Annotated in this window: 14 protein-coding genes; 3 read left to right on the top strand and 11 right to left on the bottom strand. The window is 58.1% G+C overall.

All coding sequences use genetic code 11. The features are described from left to right. Positions 1-88: 88 nt before the first annotated feature. The 8 genes from LMG28727_RS19145 to LMG28727_RS19110 all read right to left on the bottom strand — a co-directional run bounded on the left by LMG28727_RS19145 (position 89) and on the right by LMG28727_RS19110 (position 8331). Positions 89-1471 (bottom strand): MFS transporter, encoded by a 1383-nt coding sequence (locus tag LMG28727_RS19145; protein WP_236592092.1) that lies wholly within the window; start codon positions 1469-1471, stop codon positions 89-91. A gap of 37 nt (positions 1472-1508) precedes the next feature. Beyond that, complete coding sequence (dmpG, locus tag LMG28727_RS19140) at positions 1509-2543, bottom strand: 4-hydroxy-2-oxovalerate aldolase (RefSeq protein WP_201643875.1); 1035 nt, start codon at positions 2541-2543, stop codon at positions 1509-1511. Continuing rightward, positions 2540-3493, bottom strand: a complete 954-nt coding sequence (locus LMG28727_RS19135) for an acetaldehyde dehydrogenase (acetylating) (protein WP_200117422.1) — start codon at positions 3491-3493, stop codon at positions 2540-2542. The genes dmpG and LMG28727_RS19135 overlap by 4 nt, the downstream gene beginning before the upstream one ends. A 9-nt stretch (positions 3494-3502) precedes the next feature. After that, a complete protein-coding gene (gene mhpD, locus LMG28727_RS19130) occupies positions 3503-4336 on the bottom strand; it encodes a 2-keto-4-pentenoate hydratase (RefSeq protein ID WP_201643874.1) in 834 nt (277 codons plus the stop codon). A gap of 34 nt (positions 4337-4370) precedes the next feature. Then, positions 4371-4898 carry a flavin reductase family protein gene (locus LMG28727_RS19125; RefSeq protein WP_201643873.1) on the bottom strand — a complete coding sequence of 176 codons (528 nt, stop codon included), beginning with the start codon at positions 4896-4898 and terminating at the stop codon, positions 4371-4373. A 65-nt stretch (positions 4899-4963) separates the two neighbouring features. Continuing rightward, entirely contained in the window at positions 4964-5842 is an 879-nt protein-coding gene (locus LMG28727_RS19120; protein WP_201643872.1) for an alpha/beta fold hydrolase, read from the bottom strand. Next, positions 5839-7353, bottom strand: coding sequence for a 4-hydroxyphenylacetate 3-hydroxylase family protein (locus tag LMG28727_RS19115; protein ID WP_201643871.1), 1515 nt, complete (start codon positions 7351-7353; stop codon positions 5839-5841). Before LMG28727_RS19115 ends, LMG28727_RS19120 begins: the two co-directional genes overlap by 4 nt. A gap of 27 nt (positions 7354-7380) precedes the next feature. After that, positions 7381-8331 (bottom strand): 3-carboxyethylcatechol 2,3-dioxygenase, encoded by a 951-nt coding sequence (locus LMG28727_RS19110; RefSeq protein WP_201643870.1) that lies wholly within the window; start codon positions 8329-8331, stop codon positions 7381-7383. A 367-nt stretch (positions 8332-8698) separates the two neighbouring features. Between LMG28727_RS19110 and LMG28727_RS19105 the strand changes: the two genes are divergently transcribed. Next, positions 8699-9661, top strand: a complete 963-nt coding sequence (locus tag LMG28727_RS19105) for a LysR family transcriptional regulator (protein ID WP_201643869.1) — start codon at positions 8699-8701, stop codon at positions 9659-9661. Between the two features lie 75 nt (positions 9662-9736). Here LMG28727_RS19105 and LMG28727_RS19100 read toward each other — a convergent pair whose 3' ends face one another. The 3 genes from LMG28727_RS19100 to LMG28727_RS19090 form a co-directional block, all read right to left on the bottom strand. After that, a complete protein-coding gene (locus tag LMG28727_RS19100; RefSeq protein ID WP_201643868.1) occupies positions 9737-10804 on the bottom strand; it encodes a porin in 1068 nt (355 codons plus the stop codon). 146 nt (positions 10805-10950) lie between these two features. Continuing rightward, positions 10951-11493, bottom strand: coding sequence for a cupin domain-containing protein (locus tag LMG28727_RS19095; protein ID WP_201643867.1), 543 nt, complete (start codon positions 11491-11493; stop codon positions 10951-10953). A 12-nt stretch (positions 11494-11505) separates the two neighbouring features. After that, a complete protein-coding gene (locus LMG28727_RS19090; protein ID WP_201643866.1) occupies positions 11506-12621 on the bottom strand; it encodes an alcohol dehydrogenase catalytic domain-containing protein in 1116 nt (371 codons plus the stop codon). 394 nt (positions 12622-13015) lie between these two features. Between LMG28727_RS19090 and LMG28727_RS19085 the strand changes: the two genes are divergently transcribed. After that, positions 13016-13237 carry a hypothetical protein gene (locus LMG28727_RS19085; protein ID WP_201643865.1) on the top strand — a complete coding sequence of 74 codons (222 nt, stop codon included), beginning with the start codon at positions 13016-13018 and terminating at the stop codon, positions 13235-13237. A 158-nt stretch (positions 13238-13395) separates the two neighbouring features. Further along, a complete protein-coding gene (ligD, locus tag LMG28727_RS19080; protein WP_201643864.1) occupies positions 13396-15903 on the top strand; it encodes a DNA ligase D in 2508 nt (835 codons plus the stop codon). Positions 15904-15912: the final 9 nt, after the last annotated feature.

The raw sequence follows: 15912 nt of genomic DNA, 5'->3' as shown, positions 1-15912 counted from the left end.
ACGCGGAGACCACTTTGGCCACCACGTCCGTTCCAGTGCAATCAGATTTCGGCCCGACGTAGTCGGATGTCGACGATTGGCGATTTACTCAAGCGGTTTCAACAGCGTCTTTCCTGGCAACCCGTACGACCCTTTCCGGGAAGGCGAAGGCGATGCAGATGGCGCCGACCGCAGACAATGCTGCAATCGCCAGTACGCCATTTGTCAGGCTGCCCGTCGCGGTCTTGATGTAGCCAAGAAGCGGCGGACTCGCAAAGGCGCCGATGTTGCCCAGCGTGCTAATGAATGCGATGCCGACGGGCGCAGCCTTTTTGCCAAGATATGACGGTGGAATAGCCCAGATGAGTGGACCGCTCGCCCCCGTCGCGAAGCTGGCGACTGCAAACGAAAGGAGCATCAGCGGCAACGAATGAGTCGTGGTGCTCGCAATCAGACCGAGCGCGATAAGGCAGAAGCAGAGCGTGAGGTGCCAGCGTCGTTCTTTCAGCCAGTCGGAGCTCCAGCTCAGCAAGATGGCGCCAATGAATCCCATAGCCAACGGGATGGCGCTTAACAGTCCCACGTTCACGAGCGAAGCAACACCGCTTTCCTTCACAATCGTGGGCAGCCAGAAGAAGAGCAGATAGTTGCTGCAGATTGCTGTGAAGAACAGGAAGGCGACCAGATAGTTCACCGGGTTGCCCGCAACCTGGCGAAAGACGCCGAAGGAGTGGTCTGGCAAAACGACAACCTCCGAAGCAAGGTCTGCTTTGACCGCTGCTTTCTCCTCTGCGGTCAACCATTCAGCGTCGTCCGGACGGTCGCGCAATGTCAGGAAGCAGACAACGCCCAGCACGCATGCGGGAAGCCCTTGCACGATGAACACCCATTTCCATCCGGCCATGCCCAGGGCGCCATTCAACGACGTCAAAATCCAGCCGCTCAACGGGGCGGCGATAGCCCCTGCAGCAGCGTTCGCTACGAAGATGACAGCGGTCACGCGGGCCCGCATGCTCGCGGGAAACCAGAATGTGAGGTAAAGAACGATGCCCGGCAGGAAGCCGGCCTCGAACGCACCTAGAAGCAGGCGCAGAGTGATGAGGTGTCCCACTGTCAGAACAAACGCTGTAGCGACAGTAGCAAGACCCCAGAGAACCATGATGCGCACAAACGTTCGCCGGGCGCCCCATTTCGCAAGCAGGATGTTGCTTGGCATCTCGCACAGCGAATAGGTGACAAAGAACGCCCCCGCCGCGATGCCATACCACGTGGGATTGATGCCGAGGGCATCGGTCATCTGGAGCTTGGTGAATCCCAGGTTGATACGGTCGATGAATGCAATCCCGTAACACACAAAGAGCAAGGGGATGATGCGCCACCAGATTTTTCGATACGCCCGCTTTTTTAGCAGGCTGGAATCAGAATTCGAAGCGAGGTATTCGTGCATGTCTTCCTCCAAACGTGGATAGATTATTTTTTTGTTGTTTGTCACCGGACCATCGAGGGCCCGGTGCCTTAATGCCTTTGCTTCAGACTGCTTCCTTCTGCCGTGCAACCAGGTCGAGGGCAACGTCGACAATCATGTCTTCTTGGCCGCCGACCATTTTTCGCTTGCCCAACTCAATGAGGATGGTTCGCGTGTCGAGCCCATACTGCTTTGCCGCAGTCTCAGCGTGTCGCAGGAAACTCGAATAGACGCCGGCGTAACCCAGGCTCAGCGTCTCCCGGTCCACTCGGACTGGACGGTCCTGAAGCGGGCGCACCAGTTCCTCGGCAGCGTCCATTAGCGCGAAAAGGTCCGTGCCGTGTTCCCAGCCATAGACATCGGCCGCAGCAATGAACACCTCGAGCGGAGCGTTGCCGGCACCTGCTCCCATACCCGCGAGGCTTGCGTCGACACGAATTGCGCCGTTCTGAACGGCCACAACCGAGTTCGCCACACCGAGCGAGAGGTTGTGGTGTGCGTGGATGCCGCGCTCGGTCTCCGGTTTGAGCACTTCGTCGTAGGCGCGAAAACGTGCCGCGGTGTCATCCATAGTCATGGCTCCGCCGGAGTCCGTGACATACACGCAATGCGCGCCGTACGATTCCATGAGCTTCGCCTGCTGGGCGAGCTTGGCCGGTTCCAGCATGTGCGACATCATCAGAAAGCCGGAGACATCCATGCCGAGTTCGCGGGCGTATTCGATGTGCTGCTTCGACACGTCTGCTTCGGTGCAATGCGTGGCGACGCGAACGGAACGCACGCCCGATTCGTATGCGCGCTTGAGGTCGTGAGTAGTACCGATGCCAGGAATGAGAAGCGTGGTCAGCTTTGCGTGCGTGATGACCTCAGCGGTTGCCTCAATCCACGCCCAGTCTGTGCAGGCACCGAAGCCGTAATTGAAGCTCGAGCCGGAAAGACCGTCACCGTGGGCGACTTCAATGGCATCGACCTTTGCCGCATCCAGCGCGCGGGCGATTGCACGGACATGGTCAAGACTGTATTGATGGCGCACGGCGTGCATACCGTCGCGCAGCGTTACGTCCTGGATGTACAGCTTGGGTTTGACTTCCTTGTTCATACAGCCTCCGCGGCGGTGCTTTCGTGTTTCTGGCGACGGACAATGCTCTCGGCCGTGGCCAGCGCTGCCGAAGTCATGATGTCGAGATTGCCGGCGTAGGCAGGCAGATAGTGGGCGGCACCTTCGACTTCGAGGAACACCGTGACCTTCATCCCGGTGAACGAGCGGCCGAGTTCCGCAATGAAGAGCGGGTTCTCGTCGGTGTAATGCTGGAACTGGACCTTCTGCTTCATCCGGTAACCAGGGACGTACGATTTAACTTTGGCGACGGTTGCCTCAATCGACGCAGTGACCGCTTCTTCGTCTGTGCTTTCGCAGAGGCAATAGACCGTGTCACGCATGATGAGCGGCGGCTCCGCCGGATTGAGGACGATGATTGCCTTACCGCGCTTTGCGCCCCCGACCTTCTCGATTGCCTGTGACGTCGTTTCGGTAAACTCGTCGATGTTGGCGCGAGTACCGGGGCCTGCGGAACGCGACGAAATCGATGCAACGATTTCGGCATAGGGGACGTTCGAGACCGCGCTCACGGCAGCAACAATAGGAATGGTTGCCTGGCCGCCGCATGTCACCATGTTCACGTTCGGGGCGTCGAGATTCTGTTCGCCATTCACGCACGGCACGGTGAAAGGCCCAATCGCGGCCGGCGTGAGGTCGATGACGCGCTTCCCGAATGATTGCAGTACCGCGTCGTGCTTCTTGTGAGCTCCAGCCGAAGTCGCATCAAAAACGATTTTGATTTCCTGAAAATTGGGCAGACGTGTCAGTCCGTCGATGCCTTCTGCCGTGATGGGCACACCCATACGTTCTGCACGCTTCAGGCCGTCGGACTCGGGGTCGATGCCAACGAAGGCGCCCATTTCAAGAACGTCAGACAAGCGAAGCACTTTTATCATCAGGTCAGTGCCGATATTGCCGGAACCGATGATGGCTACCTTGGTTTTGGACATAGATACCTCTTAAACGAATTTCGCCGTGACTTCGCCGAGTCCGGACAGTTGGGCGACAAACGTGTCACCAGCGTTGACCGGGACCATGGGACCCAGTGCGCCGGTCAGCACGACATCACCGGCTTTGAGCGGGCGGCCGCGGCGGGCGATTTCGCCTGCGAGCCAGACAGCTGCGTTGAGCGGATGGCCGAGACACGCTGCGCCGCAGCCGGTCGATACAACATTCGGGCCGGTCGTTACCCCATCGTGTTCGCGGCGCATCGTCATCTGCAGGCCACGCAAGTCGAGGTCTTGGATACGACGTGCGGGGCCGCCGAGCACAAACATTCCGGATGAAGCGTTATCAGCTACGGTGTCAAAGAACCGGATGTCCCAATTGGCAATACGGCTGCCGACGATTTCCAGTGCCGGCAGGACATACGCCGTCGCGCGAATCAGGTCGGCAACTGTAGGCGTCTGAATGTCAAGGTCCTCGGCCAGGATGAGCGCCACCTCCGCTTCCACCTTCGGCTGATGCAGGCGGCTAACTGCGATAGGCTCGCCTTCCCCCGCAGCCATGTCAGCGAACAGCATTCCGAAGTCGGGCTGGTCGACGCCGAGTTGTGCTTGCACGACCTTCGAGGTCAATCCGATTTTTCGACCGATGAGGCGCCGGCCTTGTGCCTCGAAAAATTTCGTATTTGCGTCCTGAATCGCGTACGCCGTATCGACATCGTCAGACAAGGTGCGCGAGCGCAGGGGGCCAATCGTCTGCCCGGTTTCGTAGCAGTTGCGAATCTCAGCAGCCAGCGCTTCAATGCTCGTCGCGCTGGCTGGCTGTCGCTCAATGGTTGCGTCAGACATGAAAACCTCTTCTCAATGCTTGCGTTGGTGGCGACTAACAGACAGGGTCGACCTCAAGCGGGTGATAGCAGCCGCGCCAGTGCACCAGCGGCGATTTGTCGGCCACTCGGGTACGCATCACGCGCCCAACAAAAATAGTGTGGTCGCCCGCTTCGATTTCGCGCTCGAGGCTGCACTCAATCCAGCCGAGGCAACCAGCTACGAGAGGCAAACCCTCTAGTCCGAGAAACGATTCGACTTGTGAGAATCGGTCAATCGGCTTGCAGAAAGTCCGGGAGACGTCTTCCTGGTTGGACGCGAGGATGTTCACCGCGAAGTGCTTTGCCTGACTGAAGATGGGATACGAATACGACTTCGTCGTCAGGCTCCACTGGATGAGCGGCGGGTCAAGCGACAGTGACGAGAAGGAGCTGACCGTCGCCCCGTACGGGGTCCCTTGAGCGTCGACCGCGGAAATCACCGTAATGCCAGTTGCGAAATGGCCAAGCGCGTGGCGAAAGGCGTCCGCTCGGACGCTTGCTGCGGCCGGTTGTGCGTCGGCGACCCGGTTGGTTTCTGACATGATTAAATCCTTAATCGCAGGCTTTGGTCGTTGGGTTGTGGTCCCGTCGATGGAACCACCCTCCGTCACTTGTCGAGCAGGAAATCAATATGGAGTCGATTGAACAGTTCGGCGTCTTCGAACTGAGGCCAGTGACCGCACTCATTCATAACGACGTATTTACAGTTCGGAATCATTTCCGAGATTTCCTTACCTTCCGCAGGTGTTGCCGTCGGGTCATGCGAAGTCCAGACCACCAGCGACGGAGACTTGATTGACCGGTACTGCTCTTCGGTAATCATGTTCGGGCGGCGGATTTCCATTTCCTGCAGGCACATGATTCGCTTCATCGTGTCGGCGAACCCGGGTTGCGAATAGATGCTGCGCCGTGTTTCGATGAGGTCATCGCTAACCGTGCTCTTGTCGCACATCAGGAATTCGAGGCGGGTCTTGATACGTTCCCAGCTGGGGTCTTCAGCAGCCTGGTTCGACAGGCTTTTCAGGCGAGCCATGACTTCGGGGTGCGCCGTCCAGCCGCCGGCGGTGTTCAGCACCAGGTGGTCGACAACCTCGGGGTGGTGCACCGCAAGATATGTCGCAACCCAACCACCGAGTGATTCACCGGTGATGTGCGCCCGCTCGCGGCCGAGCGCCTTCAACACCGCAAGTACGTGGTCGGCGTAGTCTTTGACCTGGTAATTGATTTCCGGCTTGTCCGTCCAGCCGTGGCCGAGCATGTCGATAGCCACGACCCAGAAGTGCTCACCATGCGGTCCAAAATTTCGCGAATAAGCTTCGGCATGACCGCCTACCCCGTGCAGGCAAAGCAGCAGCGGCTTGTCCGGCGTGCCAGACGAGATATACCTGGTCTTGATGCCGTCAGCGTCGAGGTAGCCCTGACTGAATGTGACGCCGCGCAGGTCGGCCCAGACGCTCGAAAAATTGGAGGGGCGGGTATCGCTCATGAATTCACTTCCGTTGCGAGTTCGTTGTTGGTTGGCTCGGCAACTGTCGCCGGAGCATTCGGGTCACCGGCGAGCGCAAGTGCCTTGTCGACCAGACGTTGCATGTCGGGATTGCGGTTGCTGAGATAGTTCAATGCGAGATTGCGAACGGGGTCGCCAGCGTAGTAGCGCTCGTATTGCACGAGGCGCTGGCCGAATGCTTCTCCGGCAAGGTCCCAGGCCAGCTTGAAGAGCTTTACGCGCTCGACCGACGGCATACCGCCAGCGCCCTGGTAATACAGCGCGAGGTCGTCCGACAGCTCCGGCGCGCGGAAGTCGGCTCCGCTCGGCATCAGCATGAAGCCACCCGCACCGATGGTTTGTAGCACTTCGATGACGCGCGGATACGCGGTAGGAAGCATCGTGCGGATTGCCTGCAGCGGTGCAAGGCTCGGGCGTACCGTGCCGACTTCGGTTGGTTCCGATTCATACTCGGACCGCACGAGGGCGCTCTTGACCTGTTCGATGTAGCCGAGCAGTTCGCCCAACATCTGCTGCACGTGCAGGAACTGGTCAGCCTTGATGGACTTCGCTACTGCGATGGCCAGACCGACCGAGAACTGCATCTTGATGAGCGCGCGGGTGTTTGTCTGATGTGCGGTGTGATTCCGCACGCCGGTGTGCGTGTACAGCTGGTTCGAGAGCTCAACCTGGCGATAGCAGAAGACACGGTCCCAAGGGACGAAGACGTTATCGAAGATGAGAAGTGAGTCGTTTTCCTCGAAACGCGTCGACAGCGGATGGTCGTAGCTTTCGTGTGCGTCGACGTGATACGGGTCGCGCGAAATCTGACGCATGCCCTTCACATCCGTCGGCACGGCAAAGATGAGCGCGTGGTCTTCGTCGCCTGCCTTGAACTGCGGCAGGTTGTACATAATCATTTCGTCCGACACCGGACCCAGCGTCGCAATCATGCGAGCGCCGCTTACGTAGATGCCTTCGGTGGTTTCTTTCACGACGCGCAGGTGCATGCTGGCCTGTTCGGACGACTGCTTGGAGCGGTCGTTCTGCGGCGTGATAAGCGCGTGGCTCAGAAACAGGTCGTTGTCGCGGATGTACTCGTAATACTTCACGATGTTGTCCGCGAACTTCTGGCCGCCCTTCGCGAAGTCGTGACGAGCTTCCCAAAAAGCGAGGAGCGTGACGTTCATGAAGTCGGGTGAACGGCCCATCAGTCCAAAGTTTGTCTCGGCCCAGATGCGATAGGCTTCACGGCGCTTGCGCAGGTCCGCAGCAGATTTCGCGGGCATGAATGCCAAGCCTGCACGTTCACCAGTTTCCGGGACGACGTAGGTGACCTTGTCCTGCAGTTCGGGGTCATGCTGCGTGTCGTATAGCGCGGCGAGTTGTTCGACAGCACCTTTGAAAGCCGGATGTGTCGTTACGTCGTCGACGCGTTCGCCCCGGACCCATACGTCACGCGGCCGACTCCTCAATCCTTCAATGAACTGCTTGCCTGTTCTGATACCCATGACTCATCTCCTAAAATCGTAGCCGCGTCAAACGCGTGGCGCCTTGGATTCGGCGAACATCATTGCCATGCCGGCAATCCATCCTTGAATCGCCTGGTAGTAAATAAGGTCGGCCTTGTAGTCGCCATTCACAGACAGTGCTGCGAACGCAGCAACCCAAGCCAGAACTTCGGGACCACCGCGTCCGGCTTTTTCGCGGACTTCTTTGGTGGTTAATGAATCGAAATCTCTCAAGTTCCCGCGCTGCAATTGTTCGATGAAAGCTTTGTCCCACTCGGGGTCTACTGGGAGAATCTCCGGGGTGCCGTCAACCGCCCGGGCCCCCGCTGCAAGCACGCGCTCGACTCGCGCACGCTGCACGTCTTGCGACGGATGTCGGCCGCTGATTAGCCGCTCCTTCACTTCGTCAGGCGCGGTGACGATGCTCGGCGTCGGCGGGTCGTGTGACAAACCTCCCGATGCCGAAATCAGCACACGCTTGCCGGATGCTGCTGCCCATCGGCCCACCGCTTCGCCGAGGAGGCGAGCACGCTTGAACGTCGGGAGCGGCGGCGCCGCACAGTTGATGAATATTGGAATCGTTGGGAAGCGACTGAATGAGCCGAACATGCGCTCCCAGATTTGGACGAAGCCGTGGTCCACTTCCATGCGGTAAGAAACCGCGATGTCCAGGCCGTCTTCAATCAATGCCTCGCTCAGCCGCACTGCGTCGTCAGAAGCAACGGGAAGGGTCCCTGTGGACGTGTCCCAGTCGCCGAGCGAAGTCGCATTTACGCCGATGCAGAAGCTCGGCATAAGCTCGTAGAAAAATCCATTGAAGTGGTCCGGCGCGAACTGAATGAGAAGGTCCGGCGCGAATCCTTCTGCTCTCTTTGCAAGGGAGGCAAATCCTTGCTTAACAGCGGCGCGGACGTCCTCTGAAGCGACTCCGTCTTGCATCAACGGCGTATGGGATGCACCAAGCACAGCCAGTGTCACGGTCTGTCTCCTATGTTCAATCATCCGTGCATTCCGCACGGCCGGCTCGACGGCCGGTCTGCTTCGCTGCTGCCGCTGTTCGGTTGGCACTGGCGAAACGTTGAACAAATGTTAGCGAGACAGGTGTTATCCGGATAATGCGTGTTTTCTATAGAGTCCATCCGATTTTCGTTTATCGGTTAAAACCCTATGTTTAGACGGGATTAGCCTTTAAATTCAGCGCCCTATACATTTCTTCTGGTTGGCAATCGGGGCTAACCGGGTTCAGGGAAATCCCCGATTCGAACGTTGAGGCGGGCCGGACGTATAATCGTTTTATGGATAACCAAGGCCTAAGTTGCACAGAAATGGCCTAACGGAGACGGATGTGGACTCGCGGCTGATTGAGTATTTTCTGCGCGTTGCAGAGCTTGGGAGCATTAATAAGGCAGCGACCGACCTGCGGCTTTCTCAGCCTGCGCTTTCGCGCCATATCGCGCTGCTGGAGCATCAGGTACGGGCCAAGCTCTTCACCCGGACCCAAGGTGGGGTGATGCTCACAGACGCAGGGACGCTATTGCTTGAACGCGCGCGGCCAATCTTGCGTCAACTGACAAAACTCGTCGAACAGGTTGGCGACCGCGCAGCGGGCCAGTTGTCTATCGGCATTGCGCCATCCTGGCGCTACCTGTTCACGTCGAAGTACGTTCCGCGTCTGGTAGCCGAATATCCGGGGGTTTCGTTGCGAGTGCACGAGGGCGCCAGCCACGAACTGCGTGAAGTCATGCACTCGGGGATGCTGGACCTTGCTATCGTTCCGTTCGAGGGGTCGCCGCCGCAGGGTTACGTGCACACACCTCTTATCCGGGAGCCACTTATTCTTGTTGGACAAAAAGAGGCAGGGCTTCAGCCTGACAAGCCTGTGGCGCTGTCCCGACTCGAAGACCTGCAGTTCGCATTGCCCGGAAAACCCAACGTCATTCGAACTACCATTGAGAATGCTCTATCGCGGCGCGGCCATGATTTGAGGACGCTTTTCGAAATCGACGCCATGCATCTTTCCATGGAGCTTGCGCGCCAAGGAGTGGCCGATACCATCACGCCATGTTGTGCAGTAAGCGGCAACCCATACTGGGAAGAGTCATTGTCCTGGAGTCCGATTCGCGGTGCTTACATGACCTGGGCTCTTTGCGAGAACACGGCGCGCTCTCACTCGCAAGCCGTACGGGAAGGTCAGCGACTCATCTTCCAACTGGTGGATGAAATCGTGAGTAGCGGCATCTGGCTTGGAGCCGAGCGACTGAAGAAGACGTACGAGACCTCCGCAGACGAAGTGCTCGAAGAAACCTGAGGAATTGTTAGCGTATAGAGAACCTGTGATGAACTGACCGGCGCGAAACACGCCAGTCAGTTGCCTCACGGGTTCTTAGAATAGAGTTCGCATCCCTAGCCGCAGAACAGTCTGATTCTGACCGGAAGACGTTGCAAATGTACCGTTGACCGATGCGACAGCGTCTGTTCCGCTGGCACGCTGATAGATGGCATTTACGTAGACGTCAGTCCGTTTCGACAGGAGGTAGTCAAGAGTCAGCCCCCCCTGGTTTGAGTGAGTGTTGTCGAGCTCACCGTTACCTTTTGCGTAGATGTAGTTTGCGTAGAGAAAGATGTCCGGCGCGAATGTTATCAGGCCCCCAACCTCGTAGCTGTCTACATGGCCGTTCGTAAATGTGTTGCGCGTGTTCGTATAGAGGGCATCCAGAGCGAACACGCCGAAGTCGTAACGACCTCCTGCACCAAAGTTTCGGATACCGGAATGACCATCATTGATTCCGTCTTCTTTCGAGTAGGTGTAGGCAGCGTTCAACCGCAACGGGCCATTGTCGTAGTTCGCGCCGAAGCTTGAAAGGTTGTTGCTGCCAGTCTCGCCCGCCATATTGCTGAAGCCATACATCGCGCCGAAGTTGAAGCCTGCGTAAGTCTTCGATGTAAACTTGACCGAATTCGGCGTGGCCTCTCCGCCGGCGATACGCGTGATGTCGAACGTGCCGAGGGGCGCGCCGAGCTTGGCAAATGGCCCCCCTGGCAACTGGTAGAGACTGACGAACGGTATCTGATGTCCCCACCGAGCAATGGACAGATTATCGAACATATAGTCAAACTGGCGCCCCATCGACAACGAGCCATACGGCGACGCAAGTCCGACGTATGACTCCCGGCCGGTGAATGCGCCACCGCTCTGTTTTCCCGTGTTCAGGTCGGGCTGCGAGTCGAGGACGAAGAAGGCCGAATATCCGCCTCCGAGGTCCTCGATTCCACGCAGGCCGATTAGGTTCGGTGCCTGAATGCCCGAAGCCATCTGTACAAGATGATGGCCTCCCGAGTTGCTTACGAAGCTCACGCCTTCGTCGAGAAGGCCGAACAACGTAACAGAACTCTGCGCGTGGGACTGGAGCGGAATTGCAGCTAGCGCGACGAGAAGTAATCTCTTAACCATGAAACTTTCCTTTTTATGGGCGCAGGCGTGCCTGCACCGCCCGCGAGATGCGGGCAGAGATTTTTGATGAAAAGTCAGGCGACCAATGCGGCGTGGGAGGTTGGACCTCCGGCGGATTCAATGCTCCGGAGTTCCCACGTCGTCAGTCAGCTTTGATACGATGAGCCCATAAGGACGAACAGAACAATTGCAGGACTGTTGCCAGGATTTCGCCATGCGTGGCGCGTTGCACGCTGCACGACGACGTCGTTCGCTTTGAGTTCGCGTGACTGTCCGTTATCAAGCTCAAGCACGATGGAACCGGACAGGACCACGCCGTAGTCGAGTGTCGCGGTCTTATGCATGCCTGGGTTGTCGGCCTCGAATGCCTCGGCTAGGCCTGGGATTTTTTCCATCTGCTCCCGGTGCGCTGCCACGCCGTCAAATGCATCCGATGCCATCACACTGTCAGGCGGAAAGGTTGCAATCAGCAGTCGGCTTCCTCCCGGACCAGGCACCCACGACTCAGGCGGTGCTCCGGAATCCGGAAACACGTCCGTGGCGCTGATTCCGGCACCATCTGTTGCCCACAGCATCGAAACGGCAAAGCCCGGAATCGAGCTAAATGAGGCGCCCCAAGGGGATTCCCCCTCGCTCATGATGACGGATGCGCCGTTGGCGTCGTGCCCGGTGACGAGACGTCTGGTCATGACAACCTCCGCTCAAATCAACGTTGGGTTGATGACGACGTTCGTGAAGCCACCATGACGATGGTCGACCGCGTGGAGCGCTTCATTGATTTGCTCGAGCTTGAACACCTCATGCTCGAAGACAGAAAGGTCGAGTGTCCCCGAATCAGCCATTGCTGCCATGTTTTCGCCTTCGGCAGGCGTGAACCATAGCGAACCAATGAGCGATTTTTGCTGGCACATGAGTGGGAACGGCTCAAGCGGAATCGGGTCGGAGACGCCACCGATTGAAACTGCTTTGCCGCCGCGGCGCAACGCCGAGAATGAATCAAGGACATTCGATACCGGTGCGTTAGGTCCCAGACACTGCAACACAGCATCGACGCCATATCCATCTGTCGCTTCCATCACAACATCATGAACACTACGGTCACCTAGCGGCACCGGATGAATGCGCTCAGGCGCGAGGGCTTTCAGTTGGGCTAGCAACTCGCGGTTACGTCCGGTTGCGAAGATTGTTCTGACACCCATGCCTAGCGCACAAAGCGTACCGCCCAAGCCCAGCGTGCCAGTCGCGCCGTCGATGACAAGCGTCTGACCTGCCTCTAGTGAGGCGCGGCGCAGACCCGCATAGGCCGTACCGATATATCCGAAACGCGCACCTTGCTCGAATGAGATTGATTCGGGAAGCTTCACCAGATTGTCGGCCGGAGCGGTCAGATATTCGCTAAAGCCGCCGTAGGGATAGTCTTCAAAGAGCTTCTGCGAGCCCTGACCAAAACCGAAATACCCTTGGAAAGTGTATGCGGGACAGTTCGTATTGTCGCGTCTGCGGCATGCGGGGCAACTGCCACAAGAAAGGCCGGGATTTACGTAGACACGGTCACCCACCTTGATGCCAGTGACGTGGCTGCCTATCTGTTCAACGATGCCGGCAGCGTCAAGTCCATAGATAGCGGGCAGTTTGGGCAGTGGGAGAAACGGAAACCACTCGGGATAGTAGGCGACAACATTGTGCAGATTGGGAACGACACCGCACGCATGGACCTTAACAAGGACGTCGTTGGGGCGAGGTTCAGGTACCGGGATTTCATCAACCTGGAAAGGTTGTCCGACCGTATGCAAACGCGCGGCGCGCATTGTCTTCATGCTTGTCTCCTAAGCAGTCAACGAAGATGTTTTGAACATCAATCTTTTCGTTCTGTCAGCTCTAGCGGGTTTGCAGCGGCTCGCGATGTACCGTTTACAGCAAGGCCCCGCAACAATATGCGAAGCATTGGTATCGGAGTCATTTGCACCCGTGCGCTATGGGAAGACAAGTTACAGCAGGACAATCCGTGCCAGTTATGCAATCAATCTATATCAGTTATCCAGAATTCCAGGACGTAAGCGGCTCGCAATTTCTCAGGTTCAACAATGTATCGGAGTTCTGCATGCTCGCCTCGTGGTTCGCGAGTACGCGAGAGAGGCCCTTCCCAGGCATCGCAGTCTCGGAACGCCGCTTGCTATATGGTTGCTTTGCAACATCTAAAGGGGAAGGACAATGGCAGGCGACAGTTCATACAAGCCGGGTGAAATAGTAAAAGTTTCGGGTATCTATTCGGTAGTGCATGATGATGGGAAAGACACGTTCGAGGTCACTTGCGTCGAAGGGGAGCATTTTCCGCCAACACGTAGCGGCAAAGGTGTGCATTTCGAGCTGAAGTACGCAGCGACGCATTCACACAAGCATAGTGAACTGAAGGGCGCTGAGGACCGCAGCTAAACTGTGTGCGGAAAGCGGCGCATCGAGAAGTGGTACCTTGACGGTGCGCCGGTGTCCTCTAAGCCATCGGAGGCTTTGCATTGCCTTGTCAAATTGAGTGACCGGCTGATAGCCGGCGTGAACCACGCCTACAGTTGGGCTTTCTTCGGGCCAAACCTATGGTCACGAGCCGCAGAGTTGCATCCGCCTCTCTCAACCGCTACGAGAAGATGCGGGATTTCGGCGCAACGCCCGAGCCTGCCCCATCGGCTCGCGCCACAAGCGGGTCAGCGGACCTTGGTTTCGTTGTTCAGAAGCACTGGGCCAGTCGCCTTCACTATGATTTCCGCCTTGAGCTGGATGGCGTGCTGGTCTCCTGGGCTTTGCCTAAAGGGCTCTGCTACGACCCAAAGGAAAAGCGAATCGCCATCCACGTTGAGGACCATCCCCTCGAATACGCGACGTTCGAAGGAACAATACCACCTCGGCAGTACGGCGCGGGTACCGTCATTGTCTGGGACCGGGGGACCTGGGAGCCAGTCGGTGACCCGAGAAAGGCATTAAGCGCCGGCAAGCTGATTTTCCAACTCCATGGCGAGAAGCTCGCAGGTTTGTGGGAACTGGTTCGCATCTCCAAGCCAGACGACAAACAGGACCAGTGGATGCTCTTCAAGAAACGCGACGAATGGGCACAACCGCTGGCGAAATACGATGTCATCAAGGCGCTTCCAGACAGCGTCACCGCCAAGCCACTGGGGCTGCTCGAAGAGCGGGAGCCGAAAGTCGTGCGACCGGTGCGAAGGAGCAACCAGGAACTAGACCTGTCTGCCGCCACGAGCGCGCCGCTCCCCGCCAAGCTCGAACCGCAGCGCGCGACGTCGGCTTCGTCGCTCCCAACGAGCGGTGATTGGATAACTGAAAGCAAACTAGATGGCTACAGAATGCTCGCCCGCGTCGACAAAGGTCGCGTGCGCCTGTTCACAAGCGGCGGCCACGACTGGACAACGAAGCTCGCAAGTCTGGCTGCGGAGGTCGCCAAGCTGCCCGTTCCGAGTGGATGGCTGGACGGCGAAATCGTCGTGCTGAGCAACGGGCTGCCAGATTTCGGCGCTCTCCAAAATGCTATAGACGGCGCGAAGAATCAGGAAATTATCTATTTTCTGTTCGACCTCCCCTACTTCGATGGCATGGACCTCAGGAACGTCCCGCTGTGGGCGCGCCGCGCGCTGCTTTCAAAAATGCTCAACGATGAAGGCGACCGCATACGTTTCAGCCAGGACTTCGACGCGCCGGTGGCCCAGATATTTGAGGCGGCGGCTGGTCTGGGTCTCGAAGGCCTGATGCTGAAATCTCGCGACGCGAGATACGAGTCAGGAAGGACGCAGACATGGTTGAAGGCAAAGTGCCGGTTGCGACAGGAACTGGTTGTTTGCGGCTTTACGGCCCGGGGCGGCAAGGACGGTGAAGTTGGTAGCCTCCTGCTTGGATACTACGTTGGAAAAAAGCTCCACGACGCGGGCAGCGTCGGCACCGGTTGGAACGCCCGTACTGGCCGTGACCTATGGGTGCGCCTGATGCCGCTCGAGCGGGATGCGTCTCCGTTTGACGTAGCAGTATCAAAGCCCAGTCGCTGGTCGAGGCGTGCGGCTGGCAGCGAACGCTGGGTTCGGCCTGAGCTCGTCGCCGAGGTCGAGTTCGCGGAGTGGACGGCGGAAGGGGTCGTGCGCCAGGCGTCGTTCAAGGGTCTGCGCGTCGACAAGCCAGCGCGTCTTGTCGTCCAGGAAGCTGGCGAGACGCTGAAGCCAGCGCCTGCCTCCAATGTGAGGGTGACCCACCCAGAGCGTATCGTCGACCCGACAAGCGGCGTGACAAAGCTCGACCTGATTCGGTATTACGAAAGCGTTGTTCAATGGATGCTTCCGCACCTAAGGGAACGGCCGGTGGCCATGGTCCGCGCGCCAACCGGCATAGCGGGTGAGCTGTTCTTCCAGAAGCACGCCGAAAAGACAGCCATGCCGGGCCTGAAGGCCCATGACCGGGATTTGTGGCTGAATCACCCGCCGTTGCTGACGGTCGATACCGCTGATGCACTGATGTCGGCGGCCCAGATGAATGTCGTCGAGTTTCACACCTGGAATTCCACGGTGCTCGAAATCGACAAACCGGACCGGGTCATCTTTGACCTAGACCCGGGCGAAGGGGTCAAGTGGAAGCAGATTCAGGAAGCGGCTGTGCTTGTCCATGCGTTGCTGACGGAGCTTGAGCTGAAAGCCTGGCTGAAGACAAGTGGAGGCAAAGGACTGCATATTGTCGTGCCGCTGACGCCCCGGCTGGACTACAAATCGGTGAAGGCGTTTTCGCAGGCGTTTGTCCGGCATATGGCGAAGACCATACCGGAGAGGTTCTCGGCGACGTCAGGGTCGGCCAATAGAGTCGGCAAAATCTATGTTGATTACCTGCGCAACGGCAAGGCGCAGACCACTGCTGCCGCGTTTTCTGCGCGGGCACGGCCGGGAATGGGGGTTTCGATGCCAGTGTCGTGGGAACAACTGCACGACCTGAAAAGCGGTGCGCACTGGACGGTGCAAACCGCGAGAGAGTATCTTAGCTTCCAGACGCAGGACCCATGGGCAGACTACTGGACCACCCGTCAATCCCTGGTGGCAGCCGCGAAGCGTCTGCGTTAGGACGCCTGC

Source organism: Paraburkholderia metrosideri (assembly GCF_904848625.1).
Lineage (GTDB): Bacteria > Pseudomonadota > Gammaproteobacteria > Burkholderiales > Burkholderiaceae > Paraburkholderia > Paraburkholderia metrosideri.
This window is presented reverse-complemented; position numbering and strand designations above follow the sequence as displayed.

Excerpts from the sequence above, each read along its gene's own strand:
- dmpG (WP_201643875.1), bottom strand. The coding sequence starts at position 2,543 with ATGAACAAGGAAGTCAAACCCAAGCTGTACATCCAGGACGTAACGCTG.
- LMG28727_RS19120 (WP_201643872.1), bottom strand. The coding sequence starts at position 5,842 with ATGAGCGATACCCGCCCCTCCAATTTTTCGAGCGTCTGGGCCGACCTG.
- LMG28727_RS19115 (WP_201643871.1), bottom strand. The coding sequence starts at position 7,353 with ATGGGTATCAGAACAGGCAAGCAGTTCATTGAAGGATTGAGGAGTCGG.
- LMG28727_RS19090 (WP_201643866.1), bottom strand. The coding sequence starts at position 12,621 with ATGAAGACAATGCGCGCCGCGCGTTTGCATACGGTCGGACAACCTTTC.
- LMG28727_RS19135 (WP_200117422.1), bottom strand. The coding sequence starts at position 3,493 with ATGTCCAAAACCAAGGTAGCCATCATCGGTTCCGGCAATATCGGCACT.
- ligD (WP_201643864.1), top strand. The coding sequence starts at position 13,396 with ATGGTCACGAGCCGCAGAGTTGCATCCGCCTCTCTCAACCGCTACGAG.
- mhpD (WP_201643874.1), bottom strand. The coding sequence starts at position 4,336 with ATGTCTGACGCAACCATTGAGCGACAGCCAGCCAGCGCGACGAGCATT.
- LMG28727_RS19100 (WP_201643868.1), bottom strand. The coding sequence starts at position 10,804 with ATGGTTAAGAGATTACTTCTCGTCGCGCTAGCTGCAATTCCGCTCCAG.
- LMG28727_RS19095 (WP_201643867.1), bottom strand. The coding sequence starts at position 11,493 with ATGACCAGACGTCTCGTCACCGGGCACGACGCCAACGGCGCATCCGTC.
- LMG28727_RS19125 (WP_201643873.1), bottom strand. The coding sequence starts at position 4,898 with ATGTCAGAAACCAACCGGGTCGCCGACGCACAACCGGCCGCAGCAAGC.
- LMG28727_RS19085 (WP_201643865.1), top strand. The coding sequence starts at position 13,016 with ATGGCAGGCGACAGTTCATACAAGCCGGGTGAAATAGTAAAAGTTTCG.